A 16,233-nucleotide genomic window follows, 5' to 3' on the forward strand; every position below is an offset into this window, starting at 1 on the left:
CCATGCGCGTGCGCGGATTCACGCTCTTTGAAATGCTGGCCGTGATCCTTCTCATCGGCCTGGCCGCAGCGGCGGTGTCCATTCCCGTCACCCAGGGCCTCGCCAGCGCGCGGGTCAACGCGGCCAGCGGCGAGCTGGCCGCCGCCTTGCGCTATACGCGTACGCAGGCCATCGTCAAAGGCGAGAGCCAGGCGCTCGAAGTCAACGTGGCGGCCGCCACGTATCACCCGCCGGGCAAGGGCGATATCCACCTGCCGCGCGACATGAAGGTGGCGATCACCAGCGCGCGCGAGGACCAGGCCAACGCGACCACGGGCCGTATTCGCTTCTTCCCCGACGGCAGCTCCACCGGCGGGCGCATCACGCTGAAGCGGGGCCAGCGCGAGTGGCATGTCAACGTAGGCTGGCTCACGGGCGCGGTCAGCGTGGTGGCACCGAAATGAGGCTGGGAACCATGCCAGGCCGCCGGCACGCGGGCGGTTTCAGCCTGCTCGAGGTCATCGCGGCCATCGCCGTGCTTGCCATCGCCTTCGCCGCGCTTATGCAGGTGGCCGGCAGCGCCATGAGCCTTACGGCACGCGCGAATGAACGCACCCAGGCGGCGCTGCGGGCGCGCACCCTGCTGGATGGCGCGTTCATCGTCGACCCCGTGCAGGAAGGCAGCAGCGAGGGGCGCTTCGACGATACCTATCGCTGGCAGCTCAACGTATCGCCGTTCGACGTGGGCGATGCGCCATCGGATAACGGCGCCGCCAGCCGGATGTACCGGCTGGACCTGGATGTGTTCTGGGGCGAACGTGACCACGAACGCCGCGCGCATTTTTCGACCCTGCGCCTCGCGGGCGCGCAGGCGGTGGGCCAGTGAGCCGCGTACGTGGTTTCAGCCTCATGGAAGTGCTGGCGGCGCTGGCGCTGCTTTCCATCGTGCTGCTGGGCGTCTATTCCGGCATCAGCACGGCGGGGCGTATCGTCCGCAGCGGCGACCGGGCCATCGAGCGCATGGACGAGATCCGCTCGGCGCAGGCCTACCTGCGCAGCGAGCTCGCACAGGCGCTGGTGATGCCTTTCGACCAGACCGATGACGGCGATCCCATCGTTTTCCAGGGGGCGGCAGACAAGCTGACCTTCGTCGCGCCGATGCCGGGTTATCTCTCGCGCCTGGGTCCGCAAATGCAGACCGTGGCGCTCGTGGCCGACGGCCGCGACGGCTACCGCCTTGAAGTGAGCCTGTTCCTGTTACCTCCGGACGGGAGCGAGCCCAAGGCCCTTGGCGAGCCACAGGTGTTGATGCGTGGCATCCGCAAGGGCGCCTTCAGCTACCGCGGCACGGATGACCAGAACAAGCCGACGGACTGGACGGCATCGTGGGGCGACGGGCGGCGCACGCCTTCGCTGGTCCGGCTCGCGCTCGACGTGGATGGCAATACCGTCTTTCCCACGCTGGTGGCCCCGCTGCGTATCGATCCATCCGCATCCCGTAATGGTTTTTCGCTGCTGCGCGGTTCGCGCGGGCCGGTGGCGCGATGAACGCGTGGCGGCGACAACGCGGCGTCGCGCTGCTCATCGTGCTCTGGGGCTGCACGCTGCTCGCGATCATGCTGGGCGGCTTCGCTGCGCTCGCCCGCACCGAGGGCCTGCAGGCGCGCTACCAGTTCGCGCAGACCCGCGCGCACTACGCGGCCGAAGCCGGCATCATGCGCGCCATCGCCGGCTTGCAGACGCCTGACCCGCAGGCACGCTGGATCGCGGATGGCCGCCTGTACACGTTCGCTTTCGACGATGCGAAGGTGGCCATCACCATCGTGGACGAGGACGGCAAGGTCGATCTCAACGCCGCCTCGGCCGATGTGCTTACCGGCCTGTTCAAGGCTGCGGGTGCTGACGGCGACCGCGCCGCGAAACTTTCCGCCGCCGTGCAGGACTGGCGGCGCCCCGGCGACGCCGCACTGCCCGATGGCGCCAAGCGCCCCCAGTACGAAGCCGCGGGGCTGGATTACGGCCCGCGCAACGGCCCCTTCGCGACGGTGGAGGAGGCGCGCATGGTGCTCGGCATGGACGCGAAGACCTGGGCGGCGATCGCCCCGGCGATCACGATCTGGTCGGGGCGTGAGCGGCCCAATACCGAACACGCGCAACCGCTCGCCCTCGCCGCCATCCCCGGCCTCGGTGGCGCGGGCGCGGAAGCGATCCTCGCCGCTCGCACGCAGGCCGGCGGCGCCGCCATCGCCGGCGGCAACGGCGTGACCCATACCATCCACGCGGAAGCGATCCTCGAAGACGGGACACGGAGCGCCCTGACATCAACGATCAGGCTCCGCGGGATAAGATCCGGCAACCAACCCTACGCCATCTTGCGCTGGCGCGAAGGAGATACTGAATGACCGCCCTGCAGGATGCTTCCCAGCTACAGCTTGACCGCTTGCGCCGCGCGTGGCGCGGCAGCGCGTTGCCAGGCTTCCTTCGCTGGTGGGGTGGCGAACTCGCGGCCCTTGCGCCACCACGCCTGCGCTACGCCTTCGCTGGCGGGCAGCAGTGGTACGTCATTGAGCGCGGCCAGGACGCCTGGGTTCTTCGCCGGGCAGGCGAGTCGATTGCGCTCGCCACGGCCGACGACCGGGATACGCCGGAACACCGTGCCGCCGAGCTGCAGCGCGCGTTGGCCGCGTGCGATCCGGCCGATCGCTACATCGCGCTCGTCCTGCCAGCGGCGCAGGTCCTCCGGCGCAGGCTGGTCATGCCGTTCGCCGCGCGCGACAACCTGCGCCAGGTCGCCGGCTTCGATCTCGACCGGCAGACGCCGTTCCGTGCCTCCGATATCCACTACGGCGTGCGCGACCTGGGCGAATCCGCCGGTGAAGGCCGGTTCGTCGCTGAGCTGGCGGCGACGCCCCGCGCGGCGCTCGATCCATGGCTGGACGAACTGGCCGGGCTCGGCATCACGCCGGACCGGGTGGACGTCGCCCAGGGGGCGGGGCTGGCGGGGCTCGATGTGTTGCCGCCGCAACGCGCGCCGCGCCGCGTCGATCGCCGGCGGCGCCTTAACCTGGCGCTCGCCGCGGGCATCGTCGTGCTCGCCATCGTGGCGATGGTCACCTGGTTGCACAACCGCGAGGCCACGCTCAACGCCATGCGCGATGAGGTGGAATCCATGCAGGCCGATGCGAAGCGCGTGGGCGCGCTGCGCCAGCGGCTGGTGGAAAGCGCGGGAGCCTCCGGCTTCCTTGCCCGGCGCAAGGTGGAATCGGCGGCGGTGCTGCCGGTGTTGCATGAACTCACGGCGCGCCTGCCCGACGATACGTGGCTCGAGCGCTTCACGCTCAACGCGAGCGGGCAGATCGGCTTCCAGGGCCAGAGCCCGCAGGCGGCGAAGCTCATCGACGCGCTGAAGGGCGCGAAGACCCTTGGTGAACCGAGTTTCCAGGGCACCATCCAGACGGATCCCACCTCAGGCAAGGAACGCTTCTACATGCAGGCCAAGGCATTGACGCCCAAACCCGCGGCCGCGGCGAAACCCGCGGCGCCAGCAAACGGCGGCTCGACCGCGAAGGTGGCCGCGCCATGATCGCCCTGGGCAAGATGAAACCCGCCGAGTCGCGCGCGGCAGCGCTGTTGCTGCTGGCCATCGTGCTCGTCGTCGCTTACTTCCTGTTCGTGCACTGGTGGTTCGTCGCACCGCAGCTGGCGATGGGCGACGAGATGGATGAGCTGCGCGATACGCAGCGCCGTTACGCCGCCGCCATCGCGGAGCGGCCGCAACTCGAAAAGCGACTGGCCGCGCTGGAGCAGGGGCAGACGCGCAGCGATGCGTTCCTCTCCGGCGACGACACCAATGCGGCGGCCGCCGGCCTCATGCAGCGGATCGTGGATGTCGCCGCCGCGCACAAGGAGGATGGTGCATGCGACGTCGTGCAGAAGATGCCCGTGCCCAGCCAGGAGAAGGCGGGCGACCCGTATCGCAAGGTCACCGTCAACATCAGCCTGCGCTGCCAGATGCAGCCGATGGCGGCGGTGCTCCACGACATCGAAGCGGAAGCACCCTACCTTTTCATCGAGGATTTCAGCATCTATCGCAACCCGGTGGCCGCGCGTAACGGCGGTAGTGCGCCGCTCGAAGTGCAGTTCACCGTATCCGGCTATATCCATGCTGCCGCGCCCGCGGCAAAGGCGACGACATGAACGCGGCCGGCCAGCGGCGCCTCACCCCCATCCTTGCCGGAATCGCGATTGCGCTGGGCGGCACGACGGCGGCTTTTGCGCTTGGCGTGGGTCGCGGCGTGCACTGGGACGAACCCGCCACGCCCGAAGCCCTGCCACCGATGCGCGCGGCGGCCATGCCGGCGCCGAGTCCCCTCGGCCAGTTCGCCGAGGTCTGGCAGCGTCCGCTCTTCATGGCCGATCGCAAGCCCGTCGCGGCGGCCGACGGTGACGACAGTGCGAGCAATATCGGCGACCTCGAACTCACCGGCATCATCATGACCGCGGACCTGCACATGGCCTTGCTGCGCGATCGCGGCAAGGGCACGACCGTGCGCGTGAAGGAAGGTACGGCGTTGCAGGATGGGCACTGGACACTCGCGTCGCTCACGCCGCGCAGCGCCGTTTTCGATGCGGGTGGCCAACGGCGTGAGCTCACCCTGAAGGTGGCGGCGCCGGATCCGCTCGCGAATGCGAAGGCCGGGGCTACACCTGGCCAGCAACCCCCCGGCTCGCCGCCGAAGCCACCCCAGGCATCGGCCGACGATGGCGTCCGCGTCATCCAGCCGCAGGGCAGCACGGGCATGACCGGCCCCGCGCTTCCGCATCCGCCGGCAGCAGGCGGCGCGCGCAACGCGCCACCCCGGCAGGACGATGCCGAACTGCAGCGCGCGCGCATCGAGGCACTGAAACAGGCGGTGCAGAAGCGCCGCCTCGAGCAGCAGCAACCGCAACAACGGCAGCAGGACACGCAATAGCGGGCGCTTACCGCGCCCCTCATGGAAAGAGGAGCACGTTCAATGGAACGAACCACCCTGGGCATGGCCGTGATGCTGGCCATGCTGACGACCGCATGTACATCCACGCCGTCGCGGCTGGCGGGCAACCTCGAGCGCGAGGCGCTCGCCGATCTTGACCGACCGGTGCCGGCGTCGCTGCCCGTGGCCGACGCGACCGGCCTTCACCCCACCGAAGCCGCCGTGGCGTCCACGCTGGAGGGGACGGGTCGATTCGTGCAGCCGCGGGCGCTCGCCACGCCGAAGCCACCCGCACAGGGCGGCGATGCGTTGACGTTCAATTTCGAGAACCAGCCGATCGAAGCGGTCGTGCGTGCCGTACTCGCGGATGTGCTCGACGTGAACTACGCGGTGCTGCCTGGCGTCGCGGGCACGGTGTCATTCGCCACGGCCAAGCCGGTCCGTCGCGAAGAAGCCCTGCCCATCCTGGAGACCCTGCTGGCGTGGACAGGCAACGCGCTGGTGAAACGGCAGGGCCGGTACGATGTCGTGCCGCGGCGCGACGCCGTCGCGGGGCAGCTGGTGCCGCGACTGGCTGCTTCCGCCCCGCGCGATGGCCATGCGGCGCGACTGTTTCCATTGCGCTTTGTCTCGGCTAACGAGATGGAAAAGCTGGTCCGCCCGTTCGCCGCGGCGGATGCGTTGCTGCTCGTCGACCCGACGCGCAACCTGCTCGTCATGGCCGGCACGCCGGACGAACTGGATAACTATGCCGCCAGCATCGAGACCTTCGATGTCGACTGGGTCGGCGGCATGTCGGTCGGCGTGTTCCCCCTGGCCCATGCCACGACCGCCGAGATCCTTCCCGGGCTGGAGTCCGTGTTCGGAGCGAAGGGACATTCACCCGCCGCGGGGCTGGTCCGCTTCCTCCCGATCGAACGGACCAACGCGGTCGTCGTCATCGCCACGCAACCGGCCTTCCTCACGCACGTGCGCGAGTGGATCGAGCGGATCGACAAGGGCGGTGGCAACGAGCCCCGCCTGTACGTCTACGATGTGCGCAACCTGCCGGCGGCCGATCTCGCCCGCCATATCGGGCAGATCTATGGCGGCTACCAGCCAGGGGCCACGGACAGGGGTGGCAGCGTGGGGCCCGGGCTGCAGGGTTCGACGATCGGTGGCGAGGCCGGTGACGTGGACGACGATGCGCGCGCTTCCGATGCCACGTATTCGGGCGTAGCGAGCGAAGCAAACGATCCTTCGTTTTACCAGCCCGCACCGGCTGACGGGCAGCGGCCGCGGGGCTTGCGCGTTACATCCGTCGATTCGAACAACCAGCTGCTGGTACATGCCCGGCCGGCGGAATGGAGCGTGATCCGCGAAGCCATCGAGCGACTGGATGCCGTGCCGCTGCAGGTGCAGATCGAAACGCGGATCCTCGAGGTGGCGCTGCGTGACAATTTCCGCTTCGGCGTCCAGTGGTATCTCGAGGGGCTCGCGGGGAGTAGCGGCAGTGGCAAGCCCGCCCAGCCCGGCAACAAGCAGGGCTGGGGCCTTGGGCGCAACCCGCCCGAGCGCGGCGGTGCGGATACGTTTTTCTATTCGTTCGTGAACCGCAACCTGCAGGCGGTCGTGCGGGCCATGGAGGAAGACACCCACGCACGCACGCTGTCGGCACCGTCGCTGGTGGTCGTGAACAACCGCCGCGCCGAGATCCTCGTGGGCGACGAGGTGCCGGTGACGCAGACGTACGTGAACACCCAGCTCGGCGGAGCCAACGAGGTCGGCCAGGTGAGCTACAAGAAGACCGGCGTGATCCTCAATGTGCGGCCGCGGGTGAATCCGGGCGGCCTGGTGTACCTGGAGGTCACCCAGGAAGTGAGCAAGGTGGGCGAGCAGCCCAACGGGTCGGGCAACGCGCCGATCGAGAAGCGCCGGTTGAAGACCGAAGTGGCGGTGCAGAGCGGCCAGACCGTCCTGCTTGGCGGGCTGATCCGTGAGATGGGTGCGCACGGGCGCGGCGGCGTCCCCGGCCTCTCGCGTATCCCGGTGCTGGGGCATCTCTTCAGCAACCGCTGGGACAACAACCAGCGCACCGAGACCATCGTGCTGATCACGCCGCGTGTCATCACCAGTGCGGAGGACGCGCGCCGCGTCGCGGACGATTACCGGCGCCGGTTCCGCTCCCTTGAGCCGTTCACGGGAAAAGCGCGGGACGAGGGCTAAGCCCAGGCCCTTCCGTTCGGGCGGGCGACCGGGCGACGGCTTGCTACCATAGCGGGGCATGCAAGCCGTTTTCCCGATCACTCCGCTGCTTCCCGATATCGTCGCTTCGCTCGCGGAGCGGCCACGCCTCGTGCTCGAGGCGCCGCCCGGTGCAGGCAAAACCACCCAGGTGCCGCTGGCGCTGCTCGACGCCTCCTGGCTGGCTGGCCAGAAGATCGTGATGCTCGAGCCGCGCCGCATCGCCGCGCGTGCGGCCGCTTCGTTCATGGCCGCGCAGCTGGGCGAAGAGGTGGGTGGCACGGTGGGATACCGGATCCGCTTCGAATCCCGCATCGGTCCGCGTACCCGCATCGAGGTGGTGACCGAGGGCATCCTCGGCCGGATGATCCAGGACGATCCGTCCCTCGAAGGGGTCGGCGCCATCCTGTTCGATGAATTCCACGAGCGGCATCTCGCGGGTGACCTGGGTGCGGCGCTCGCGCTTGATGTGCAGGCCAGCCTGCGCCCCGAGCTGCGCATCGTCGTCATGTCCGCCACGCTCGATGGCGAGCGCATCGCGCAATGGCTGGGTGCACCGCGGCTGAGCAGCCCGGGCCGGAGCTTTCCCGTTGGTATCGTTTACCCACCGGCACGCTCGCAGGAGACGGTGGAGCAGCACATGGCGCGCACCGTCCAGCTCGCCCTGCGCGAGAACCCGGGCGATGTGCTCGCGTTCCTGCCCGGCCGGCGTGAGATCGAGCGCGTGCGCAACATGCTTGAACGGCTGGATGAGGCCGTCGAGGTGGTGGCCCTGCACGGGGAGCTGTCGCTGGCCGAGCAGCAGCTCGCGCTTTCGCCCGCGGATCCCGGTTCGCGCCGGGTCGTGCTCGCCACCAACGTGGCGGAATCCAGCGTCACGTTGCCCGGTATCCGCGCGGTGATCGATAGCGGCCTCGCCCGTGAGCCGCGCTTCGATCCCGCATCGGGTTTCGCCCGGCTCGAAACCGTGGCGATTTCACAAGCCTCGGCCGACCAGCGCGCGGGTCGCGCCGGTCGCGTCGCGGAGGGGCGCGCCTATCGGTTGTGGGCGGAGAGCCGCCGGCTCGAGCCATCGCGCACCGCTGAAATCGAGCAGACGGAACTATCGGGTCTCGCGCTCGATCTGGCTGGCTGGGGCAGCGATGCCTTGCCATGGCTGGACCCGCCGCCCGCGGGCGCCATGGGCCAGGCGCGCGACCTGCTGCGTCGGCTGGGCGCGCTCGATGATGTATCCGCGATCACCGCGCTTGGGCGCGAGATGCTCGCGCTCGGCGCCACGCCGCGCCTCGGCGCCGTCGCCATGCGCGCCGCCATCGAGCAACGTCCGCTGGTGGCCGATCTGCTCGCGCTGGCGGAAGCACGTTCGCCATTGCGTGGCGAAGCGATGCGCAACGATGATTTCCGCCAGCGCGTGCATGCGTTGCACCTGTGGCGCGATGGTGGCGGCCGGGCAGCCCGCCTGGCATCCGCCGATTCGGGTGCGCTTGCGGCGATCGAAAAGGCGGCGATGGGCTGGCGCCGCCGGCTCAACGTCAAGACCGCGGCGAGCGGTGTGCCGGACAGCCATGCGATCGGCGACCTGCTGGCGCACGCCTTTCCCGACCGGGTGGCTCGCCGCGACGAAGCACAGCCCTTGCGTTATCAGCTGGCGAACGGACGCGGTGCGCGCCTGCATGAAAACAGCGCGTTGCTGGGCGAGCCCTGGCTCGTGGTCGTCGACCTGCGCCTTGAAGCGCGCGATAGCCTGATTCACGCCGCGGCGCCGCTCGATCCGGAAACGCTCGAACGCGAGCATGCGGAACGTTTCGTCACCGAGCGCGTCCTGCGCTGGGACGATGCACGGCAGATCGCCGAGGCGTTCGAAGAACGGCGCTTCGATGCGCTGGTGGTGTCGCGCCGGCCGGTGCCGGTGAGTGGTGACGACGCGTTGCCTGTGCTGTTGTCGGCGATCCGCTCGCGCGGCATAGGCAGCCTGCCGTGGACCGAACATGCGCGGCGATTGCGCGCACGCATGGGAGCCTTGCGTTGCTGGCGCCCCGAGCTCGGACTGCCCGATGTCAGCGACGATGCACTCGCGGGATCGCTTGAGCAATGGCTCGCGCCCTACCTCTCGGGTAAGCGTAGGCTTGAGGCGTTACAGGCGTCGGATCTTTCTGACGCGATGTCAGCGATGCTTGATTACGAACAGCGGCGCGCCCTCGATGCCCATGCTCCCGACGAACTGACGGTACCGAGTGGCATGACGCGCCGCCTTGAGTACGGCGCACAGGAAAGCGAGCCCGGCGCACCCCCGGTGCTCGCCGTGAAACTGCAGGAACTCTTTGGCCTGGCCGATACGCCGCGCGTTGGCGATGGCCGCGTTCCGGTGATGTTGCACCTGCTTTCGCCCGCGGGGCGCCCCATCCAGGTCACCCAGGATCTGTCGGGATTCTGGGATCGCACGTACCCCGAGGTGAAGAAGGAACTGAAGGGTCGCTATCCCAGGCATCCCTGGCCGGACGACCCGTGGACGGCCGTGGCGACGCATCGAGCCAAGCCACGCGGTACCTGATCACAACGCGTCGCGTCTATAGGCGCGCACTTACATCGGCCACTGAGATCACCTACGACACGACGGGTTTCCTTCCGGTATCCGTCAGTCAACGCCTCCTTTCAAATGTGCCAACCGCCGGCATCCGCCCGCGGCTTCGCACCGAAAAGGAGATCCCATGCGAACCCTCTGCCTGGGCGCGGTCACCGCGCTCACCGTCATCGCCGCGCTACCGTGCGCGGCCATCGCCAACAGCCGGGTCGGCCCGCCAGCGGGCGACATCATCTCGGCCTGGGTCGGTCACCGCCTGGCCAGCCAGCCGGCGGACGACAACCTCGTCGCGGACGCGAGCATCACGCTCGACATGGTCAATGCGCCGTTGTCCATCTACACGGGCATCCGCGCGGTACCGTTCGGCTTCCGTGGCACCGTGTGGAACCGTGTGTTCGCCACGCTTAGCGATCGCGGTACGCCGCTCACCCGTGGCACGGCGACCGAAGCGCTCGCCTGGGATCTCGGAATGACGAGCGGGTATCCGGGTGTCGACGATGCGGATCATCCCGCGCCCGACCTGGGCGCACGCTGGGCCGGCACGCAGCTGGCCAAAGCCGCGGTCTCGGAGGACATCGCCCGCAGGGCGCTTGCCCTGGCCGGCCAGGGCTCGTTCGCGGTGGCCGCTAGCTACGCGGTAGCCGCGCAGATCCTCGCCGACAAGCTGGCCTGCTTCGACCAGGCCCAGTGGGCATCGCTGGGCCTGCGTGCGGATGTGCTGCAACGCTTCATGCTCGCGCGCTCGGAAGCCGACCTGCGCGACTACGACCTGGTCTACCTCGTGCGCCTCCTGCAGGCGGAGCTCTCGACGTTCCATGCCGGCGAGATGACCTCGGCCGGTCGCCGCGAGATCCCGACGGCGCTGCGCGTGGCACGCGTGGCGGCTACCTACCGCGACATGCAGGGCTATGTGGAAGATCCCTGCACCGACCGTGGCCGCGAGCGCGCGGGCGTCGCAGCCATCGCACCCACGGAGAACACCCGCCACATGTGCCTAGTGGCAGCCACGGATCGCACCATCCTGACCTGGTACCAGATGAACCTCGCGTCGCAGGTCGATCCCGCGCATTCCAACTTCGTCGTCGCGCCGGCCATCCGCATGGCGCGCACCCTGAGCCCCATGCGGCCCATGTGGCTCGGCGCCTTCGACAAGGCCCTGCAGGTTTACGGCTCACACGTCGAGATCGTGGAGTCGCTGGTCGCCGACCAGCTCGCCGACGATGAACCCTCGCGCCGCAACGCGGATCGCTATGCACAGCGCCGCCTCATGTTCCTCTGCGACAAGGAGCTCGGCTCATGAAACGACGTTATCTTTTTGCCGCCGCGCTGTCGTTCATCGTCGCCCAGCCGCTTCACGCCGCTGAGTGGAAAACACGCGCCTTCGCTACCGATCCAAAGAACCTGGTCATGACGCCATTGCTGGATGCCTTCCGCTTCCACGCGGAGGCCGCTTCCGCCTGGTATCTCGATGAACTCAACGGCGACCTGGTTTCGCGCACGAAGTTCGATCGATTCGGCCGCGCGGTCTCATCCGCCACCTACGGCGCATTCGAATACACGTACATGAAGGATGGCGTGCGGCACACCCGCGTCTACTACGCGATGTCCGGCCCGGATAATCCTTTCACCGCGCTCGGCCCTGCCGGGCGGCCCATGGCGGACTTCATCGCCCAGGACAGCACGCGCATCCACGCCCACCTCCGCACCAGCGATCGCAGCAGCCTGGTCGCCACCGAGGTCGAAGGTGACCAGCCGGGTGGTCAGCACCAGCGCGATGCCGAATTGAAAGCCCTGCGCACCATCGAGCGTGACATGCAGGCAGGTGTCGTCACCTCGGGCGGCGCGCTGCATGCTTTCATCAGCCAGCCCATGTGCGATTCGTGCGAGCACGTGATGCACCAGTTCTCGGCGCAATATAACGTCGACATCAACGTCGATTACCTCGAAGGCGAACTTAGCGAGGCATACCGGCGCTTTCGCACCATCGCAAACCGGTTCATGGATACGGTGCTCGTGCATATCCGCCACCCCGAAGGCCCGGGGCACCCCACGCCGCCGCCGAGCGCCGGTACCTGCGCGAGGATCTATGCCCAATGAAGATTCACCGGACATACCCGGCGCTTGCCATGGCTGTTCTCGTCGCCATGGCAGCACCCGCACAGGCGGATGACGGTCGTGCCTTTCCACCGCCGCAACTTGGCGATACCTACCTGCTGTGGACACTGGAGCGCATGCGCGGCATGGAAAGCGAGGCCGATTTCCACTCGGACGATTTCCTGCGCGCGACCTATCTCAATCGCGCGCCGGATATCTATTCCGCGCTGGCATCCCCCTTCTATCTCGTTCCCAGCGAACGCGAAGAGGCGGCATGGCTGCGCCTGCAAAGCCGGCTCCACGGTAACAGCGATGCACCGCTGCCTGACGACCAGGCATTGCACCGGCAGATGGCCTGGGATCTTGGCATGACCGCGGCGATGCCAGGCTTGCAGGTGCTTCGGGATCCCACCATCCCCACGCCAGGCCACATGCATGCGGTGCCTGCGGCTAGCCTCTCCAAGGCGGGCGTCTCTCGCTACAACTGGATGCACGCAGTGAACTTCGCTGATGCCCGTGGCAAGTTGATCACCCTGGGCAGTGAGCTGGCGGTGAGCCTGCAGATCCTCGAGGGCTGGGTGGCTACGACGGATGCCACGAAGGCGCGTCGCCTTGGCATCGACGCAAATGTACTTGTGCGCTTCGAGCGGGCCAGGAGCCTGCGCGATCTGCCCGACAGCGATCTCGCATACCTGGCCGCGCTGTTGCGCTCGGAGCTTTCGACATGGCGTGCTGGCCGCGCAACCCTCGATGGTCACCGCGAACTGCCCACGCCGCTTCGCCTGGCTCGCGCCACCATGGTCCACGGAAGCCAGTACGCGGACAATGATGGCTCCATGTCGTGCAGCGACGACGGCGCGCGATCGCCAGCGGTGGCAGGTCGCGTACCTGAAGACCTGAGCCGACCGATCTGCCCCGCTGAAGCCACGGACCGTGCTGTTTATCGCCGGTATCGTGCGCTACGCAGGACGGAACTGAGTCGGCCGCCCAGCGATTTCACCGACCCGGAGCAGGCCGCACGGCTCATCCGCTATTTCGGTGACCTGCGCCCTGCCTGGGCATCGATCTACCGCGACGAAGCATTGAACTATTCGAATCATGCCGAGGTGGTCGAATCGCAGATGGCAGCGGAAAGCGAGGCGGGAGCGGTGAACGACATCAATGCCTGGCGCATGACGGAACGCGCCAACCTGTTGATCTGCCGGAGTGCTGCCCCATGACATCCATCAAGCTTTCCCGCGTCGCGCTTGTGGTGGTCGCGACCCTTGCATCCATGGGCGCGGCGGCGCGCCCCGTCAGCAAGTTCGTCGTCGATGCAACCGATACGAACGGGACGGTCAATGCCCGCGTGTGGGCTTCGTTCATGGCCCACGCGTACCCGGCGGCGCGGTGGTATCGGCATGCGCTACAGGGGGCGCGTGTAAACACCGATGAATTCGCGAGCTTCCGCCGGCGGCTCGAGACCGCGACCTTCGTCAGCTTCACGTACTACTTCCAGCGCGACGGCGTGGAACATCAGCGCGTCTATCATGCCATGTCGGGTCGTAGCGATTTCCACCGGGAGGCATACATCCAGCATCCTGCACTGGAAACCCTGCCGTACGGTGCCTTCATGACCTACACGCCGGAGGAGGTGGTGGCGTGGGATGACGAAGCGTTGTTCGGGTCCGATGTAACGCATTCGCCGGTTCCAGGTGACCGTTATCGCGACGCCCGTCGCCGCGATGCGGAGCTAAAGATCGCCAGGAAGATCGAACTGGATATCGCAACGGATACAGTCACGCCAGGCGGCGCTCTCTATGGCTTCAGCAGCCAGTTGCCGTGTCCATCCTGCGATGCCGCGCTCGAGGCGCTGTCCGGTAACCAGAATATCGATGTCAGCGTAACGTACCTCGGCCCCGGCTCACCGGCCTACACCCGCTTCCGCCGACAGCGCGAACAATACGTCAATGGCGTTCACGTGGCGGTGAACGGTGGGCAGATGAACCTGCTCCGCGAGGAGCAGGGGCCCGGCGCCACGCCGGCGACGGGAGCGGTGGATTGCGTCGAAGAGCAGGCGTTGCCGCTAACCCCGCATCCGTCCCCCAGGGAGTGACTTGACCCGGCTCGCACGGTCAGGAGGCAGAACGAATGCCTGCCGCATACGCGGCGGGCATTTGCCGGGAACCGATGGCGGGATCGTGCGTACACGCGGCCACACGAGATCGACCGGTCATGCGAGCTCAGCAATCCGGCCCGGTTACGGGCGGATTGGTTTCAGGCTCGGCGCCAGGCACCTCCGCACCGGGCGACCGCCTCGGCGGCGGACCCAACCGGAACGAACGCCGTTGCCAGCGCGTGCCCTGCGATGCACGCTCGTGCGCCAGCGGCCCAAGGCCCTCGCGGACCTGCGCGTCACGAGCCCCAGCGAGCACATCGAACGCGACGAGCGGGCGCCCGCTGGCGACATCGACCAGCCGCGGACCCTTCATGCGCGCGCGGCCTGATGCAAGCAACGCATCCTTTACCCTCACCGGCACGGTCGGTGACATGCCGCTCAGCGTGATATCCAGGTCGTAGATATCGGCGAAGGCCTTGATGGATTCGCGGCACGTGGCGCAAGGCGCTCCGCTCATCAGCCCACGCACGGTGCCGCCGCGGGGCATGCGTCCATCGAGGATATCTTCCTCGATGGCACGCAGCGCCTTCTGCTCGGCATCGAACGCGTGGTAGCGTCCCTGGTGCCAGTATGGCTTCAGTACCGACCGGCCAGCCGGGCGGAAGGGCGCGCGCAGGTCGCTCTCGTCGAACCCTGAATACGCGGTTTCATCCCGCGCCTCCATCGCCGAGATGTCCTCATCGGTCATGCGCCCGGAGGTGGCAACGGCCGGGTCGTCTGAATCGCTCCATCCGGGAGACGACGGTGACTCTGGCGAACCAGGCGCCTCTCCCTCGAAGGCATTGCGCGCCACGTCACCCAGCGGCTGCCCGCCCAGGGCATGGTAGACGCGAATCGCGACTGCCCCGCCGATGTCGTATTCATACTCCACGCGCGCCAGCGTCGCCGTGCGCAGATGGGACTCGACCTCCTCCCACCTCCGCACCGAATGCGTGCCGTGATAACGCTCGGCCACGATATGACGCATCGCGTCGACGTGACGCTGGCTGCTCGCTTCGAGCAGTGCGGTGGCACAGCCTTCATCGATATCGAGGTAATCCGTTTTCACGCTGCCGGCCCGCGCGGGCGAGCAGGCAAGGAGCGCGGCGAGCGTTGCGCTGGCCAGGCTTTTCATCAGCAACATATTCCTTACTCCGGTATGCGGCACGTCAGGCGGTGAGCGCGTGCCGACCACAAGCTTGCGTCGTCGGCGGCGACCGCCTCGAGGGACACCGCATCGTCGGCGATCGCCGCCTCGACGACTTCGAATACGGCAGCCATGTCGAGTAGCGGAAGAAACAGGCCGATCGCTCCGAACACGGCGGCCAGCCCATGAGGGTGTGAGGGCGCGCGCGGCGGCGGGCGACGCAACGCATCGACATACCAGCGATGCACGGCCCGGTCGGTGGCCGCGACGAGGCAGGGCACGCGATCGTCGCCGACGGCACCTGACCCGGCATGCCTTGGATCGGGCGACGCATCGGGCAGGCAGGGTGCCCCGGTGACATAGCCGGCTGCGTCGCGAAACGCGGCGGCCGCGCGTGCGACGCGCCACGCGGTCGGTAACGGCGTGTCGCGTCCCGGGTGAACCATGCGATATTGAACGAGTATTTCGACGTAGCGGAGGTCATGCCTGGTGAGGTCCGACGGGACACGCGCCTGCATGAACCGGCTCAGCACGTCGCCGCGGATACCTGCGGCCACATGCCTGTCGGCGGGGACGCTGGCCATCGCGTCCCGCAGGAGTTGCAGGCCGATGGCATGGCTCGCGAAGCGCGGTGCGAGGTCGTAGCCGAACACGTCGAGCACGCGCCAGAAGATATCGGCGTCGAGACCGGCCTTTGTCGCATGCGCTGCGACGAATGGATCACGAAAGCCCGGTCCGGGTGTCACATCGATGCCAGGTCGGGCACGCTCCATGCCCAACTCGCGTCGTAATCGGCCCAGGACCGCTTCCTCACCGGTGTCATCACCGACCGCTTCCAGCACGCCCTGCCACCACGCTTCATTGGTAAACGACGGCTGTGCCACCGCATCGCTGTAGGGCGATGCCGGGTCCACTAGCATTTGCCGGGCGAACCAAGCCTCATCCTGGGCAAGCGATGCGTCGACGCCCAGTTGGGCGACGCGCTGTGCCTGCATCGCCTCGACGACGGTGCCTGCCTGGGCAGGCACCGTCGACATCGCCAGCAAGGCCATTACCGCGCGGATAACACACCATGGCGTGCGTCGTTTCATGCCTCGCC

The 16,233-nt window shown here is 67.8% G+C and carries 15 protein-coding genes; 13 read left to right on the forward strand and 2 right to left on the reverse strand.

Annotated features, from left to right (window positions below; translation table 11 throughout):
* Positions 1 to 2 precede the first annotated feature (2 nt).
* From ACZ6YI_RS14575 to ACZ6YI_RS14635, 13 genes are all read left to right on the forward strand, one after another.
* Complete coding sequence (locus ACZ6YI_RS14575; RefSeq protein ID WP_440328356.1) at positions 3 to 443, forward strand: GspH/FimT family pseudopilin; 441 nt, start codon at positions 3 to 5, stop codon at positions 441 to 443.
* Positions 440 to 865 carry a prepilin-type N-terminal cleavage/methylation domain-containing protein gene (locus ACZ6YI_RS14580; protein ID WP_465779290.1) on the forward strand — a complete coding sequence of 142 codons (426 nt, stop codon included), beginning with the start codon at positions 440 to 442 and terminating at the stop codon, positions 863 to 865. The genes ACZ6YI_RS14575 and ACZ6YI_RS14580 overlap by 4 nt, the downstream gene beginning before the upstream one ends.
* The gene (locus ACZ6YI_RS14585) at positions 862 to 1,527 is read left to right on the forward strand and encodes a prepilin-type N-terminal cleavage/methylation domain-containing protein (protein ID WP_465779291.1); all 666 of its coding nucleotides are present in this window, start codon (positions 862 to 864) and stop codon (positions 1,525 to 1,527) included. Before ACZ6YI_RS14580 ends, ACZ6YI_RS14585 begins: the two co-directional genes overlap by 4 nt.
* Positions 1,524 to 2,381, forward strand: coding sequence for a type II secretion system minor pseudopilin (locus ACZ6YI_RS14590; protein ID WP_465779292.1), 858 nt, complete (start codon positions 1,524 to 1,526; stop codon positions 2,379 to 2,381). The genes ACZ6YI_RS14585 and ACZ6YI_RS14590 overlap by 4 nt, the downstream gene beginning before the upstream one ends.
* Positions 2,378 to 3,562, forward strand: a complete 1,185-nt coding sequence (locus tag ACZ6YI_RS14595) for a PilN domain-containing protein (RefSeq protein WP_465779293.1) — start codon at positions 2,378 to 2,380, stop codon at positions 3,560 to 3,562. Before ACZ6YI_RS14590 ends, ACZ6YI_RS14595 begins: the two co-directional genes overlap by 4 nt.
* A complete protein-coding gene (gspM, locus tag ACZ6YI_RS14600) occupies positions 3,559 to 4,176 on the forward strand; it encodes a type II secretion system protein GspM (RefSeq protein WP_465779294.1) in 618 nt (205 codons plus the stop codon). The genes ACZ6YI_RS14595 and gspM overlap by 4 nt, the downstream gene beginning before the upstream one ends.
* The gene (locus tag ACZ6YI_RS14605) at positions 4,173 to 4,952 is read left to right on the forward strand and encodes a hypothetical protein (protein ID WP_465779295.1); all 780 of its coding nucleotides are present in this window, start codon (positions 4,173 to 4,175) and stop codon (positions 4,950 to 4,952) included. Before gspM ends, ACZ6YI_RS14605 begins: the two co-directional genes overlap by 4 nt.
* Before the next feature lie 42 nt (positions 4,953 to 4,994).
* Positions 4,995 to 7,157, forward strand: coding sequence for a type II secretion system secretin GspD (gene gspD / locus ACZ6YI_RS14610; protein WP_465779296.1), 2,163 nt, complete (start codon positions 4,995 to 4,997; stop codon positions 7,155 to 7,157).
* A gap of 58 nt (positions 7,158 to 7,215) precedes the next feature.
* The gene (gene hrpB / locus ACZ6YI_RS14615; protein ID WP_465779297.1) at positions 7,216 to 9,726 is read left to right on the forward strand and encodes an ATP-dependent helicase HrpB; all 2,511 of its coding nucleotides are present in this window, start codon (positions 7,216 to 7,218) and stop codon (positions 9,724 to 9,726) included.
* Positions 9,727 to 9,883: 157 nt separating this feature from the next.
* Positions 9,884 to 11,056, forward strand: coding sequence for a hypothetical protein (locus tag ACZ6YI_RS14620; RefSeq protein ID WP_465779298.1), 1,173 nt, complete (start codon positions 9,884 to 9,886; stop codon positions 11,054 to 11,056).
* Complete coding sequence (locus ACZ6YI_RS14625; RefSeq protein WP_465779299.1) at positions 11,053 to 11,853, forward strand: hypothetical protein; 801 nt, start codon at positions 11,053 to 11,055, stop codon at positions 11,851 to 11,853. The genes ACZ6YI_RS14620 and ACZ6YI_RS14625 overlap by 4 nt, the downstream gene beginning before the upstream one ends.
* 29 nt (positions 11,854 to 11,882) lie before the next feature.
* Positions 11,883 to 13,070 carry a hypothetical protein gene (locus tag ACZ6YI_RS14630; RefSeq protein WP_465779300.1) on the forward strand — a complete coding sequence of 396 codons (1,188 nt, stop codon included), beginning with the start codon at positions 11,883 to 11,885 and terminating at the stop codon, positions 13,068 to 13,070.
* The gene (locus ACZ6YI_RS14635) at positions 13,067 to 13,945 is read left to right on the forward strand and encodes a hypothetical protein (RefSeq protein WP_465779301.1); all 879 of its coding nucleotides are present in this window, start codon (positions 13,067 to 13,069) and stop codon (positions 13,943 to 13,945) included. The genes ACZ6YI_RS14630 and ACZ6YI_RS14635 overlap by 4 nt, the downstream gene beginning before the upstream one ends.
* Before the next feature lie 127 nt (positions 13,946 to 14,072).
* Here ACZ6YI_RS14635 and ACZ6YI_RS14640 read toward each other — a convergent pair whose 3' ends face one another.
* Entirely contained in the window at positions 14,073 to 15,122 is a 1,050-nt protein-coding gene (locus tag ACZ6YI_RS14640) for a hypothetical protein (RefSeq protein ID WP_465779302.1), read from the reverse strand.
* 14 nt (positions 15,123 to 15,136) lie between these two features.
* Positions 15,137 to 16,225, reverse strand: a complete 1,089-nt coding sequence (locus ACZ6YI_RS14645) for a hypothetical protein (protein WP_465779303.1) — start codon at positions 16,223 to 16,225, stop codon at positions 15,137 to 15,139.
* Between the last annotated feature and the right edge of the window lie 8 nt (positions 16,226 to 16,233).

Source organism: Luteibacter sp. NPDC104163, from assembly GCF_055584245.1.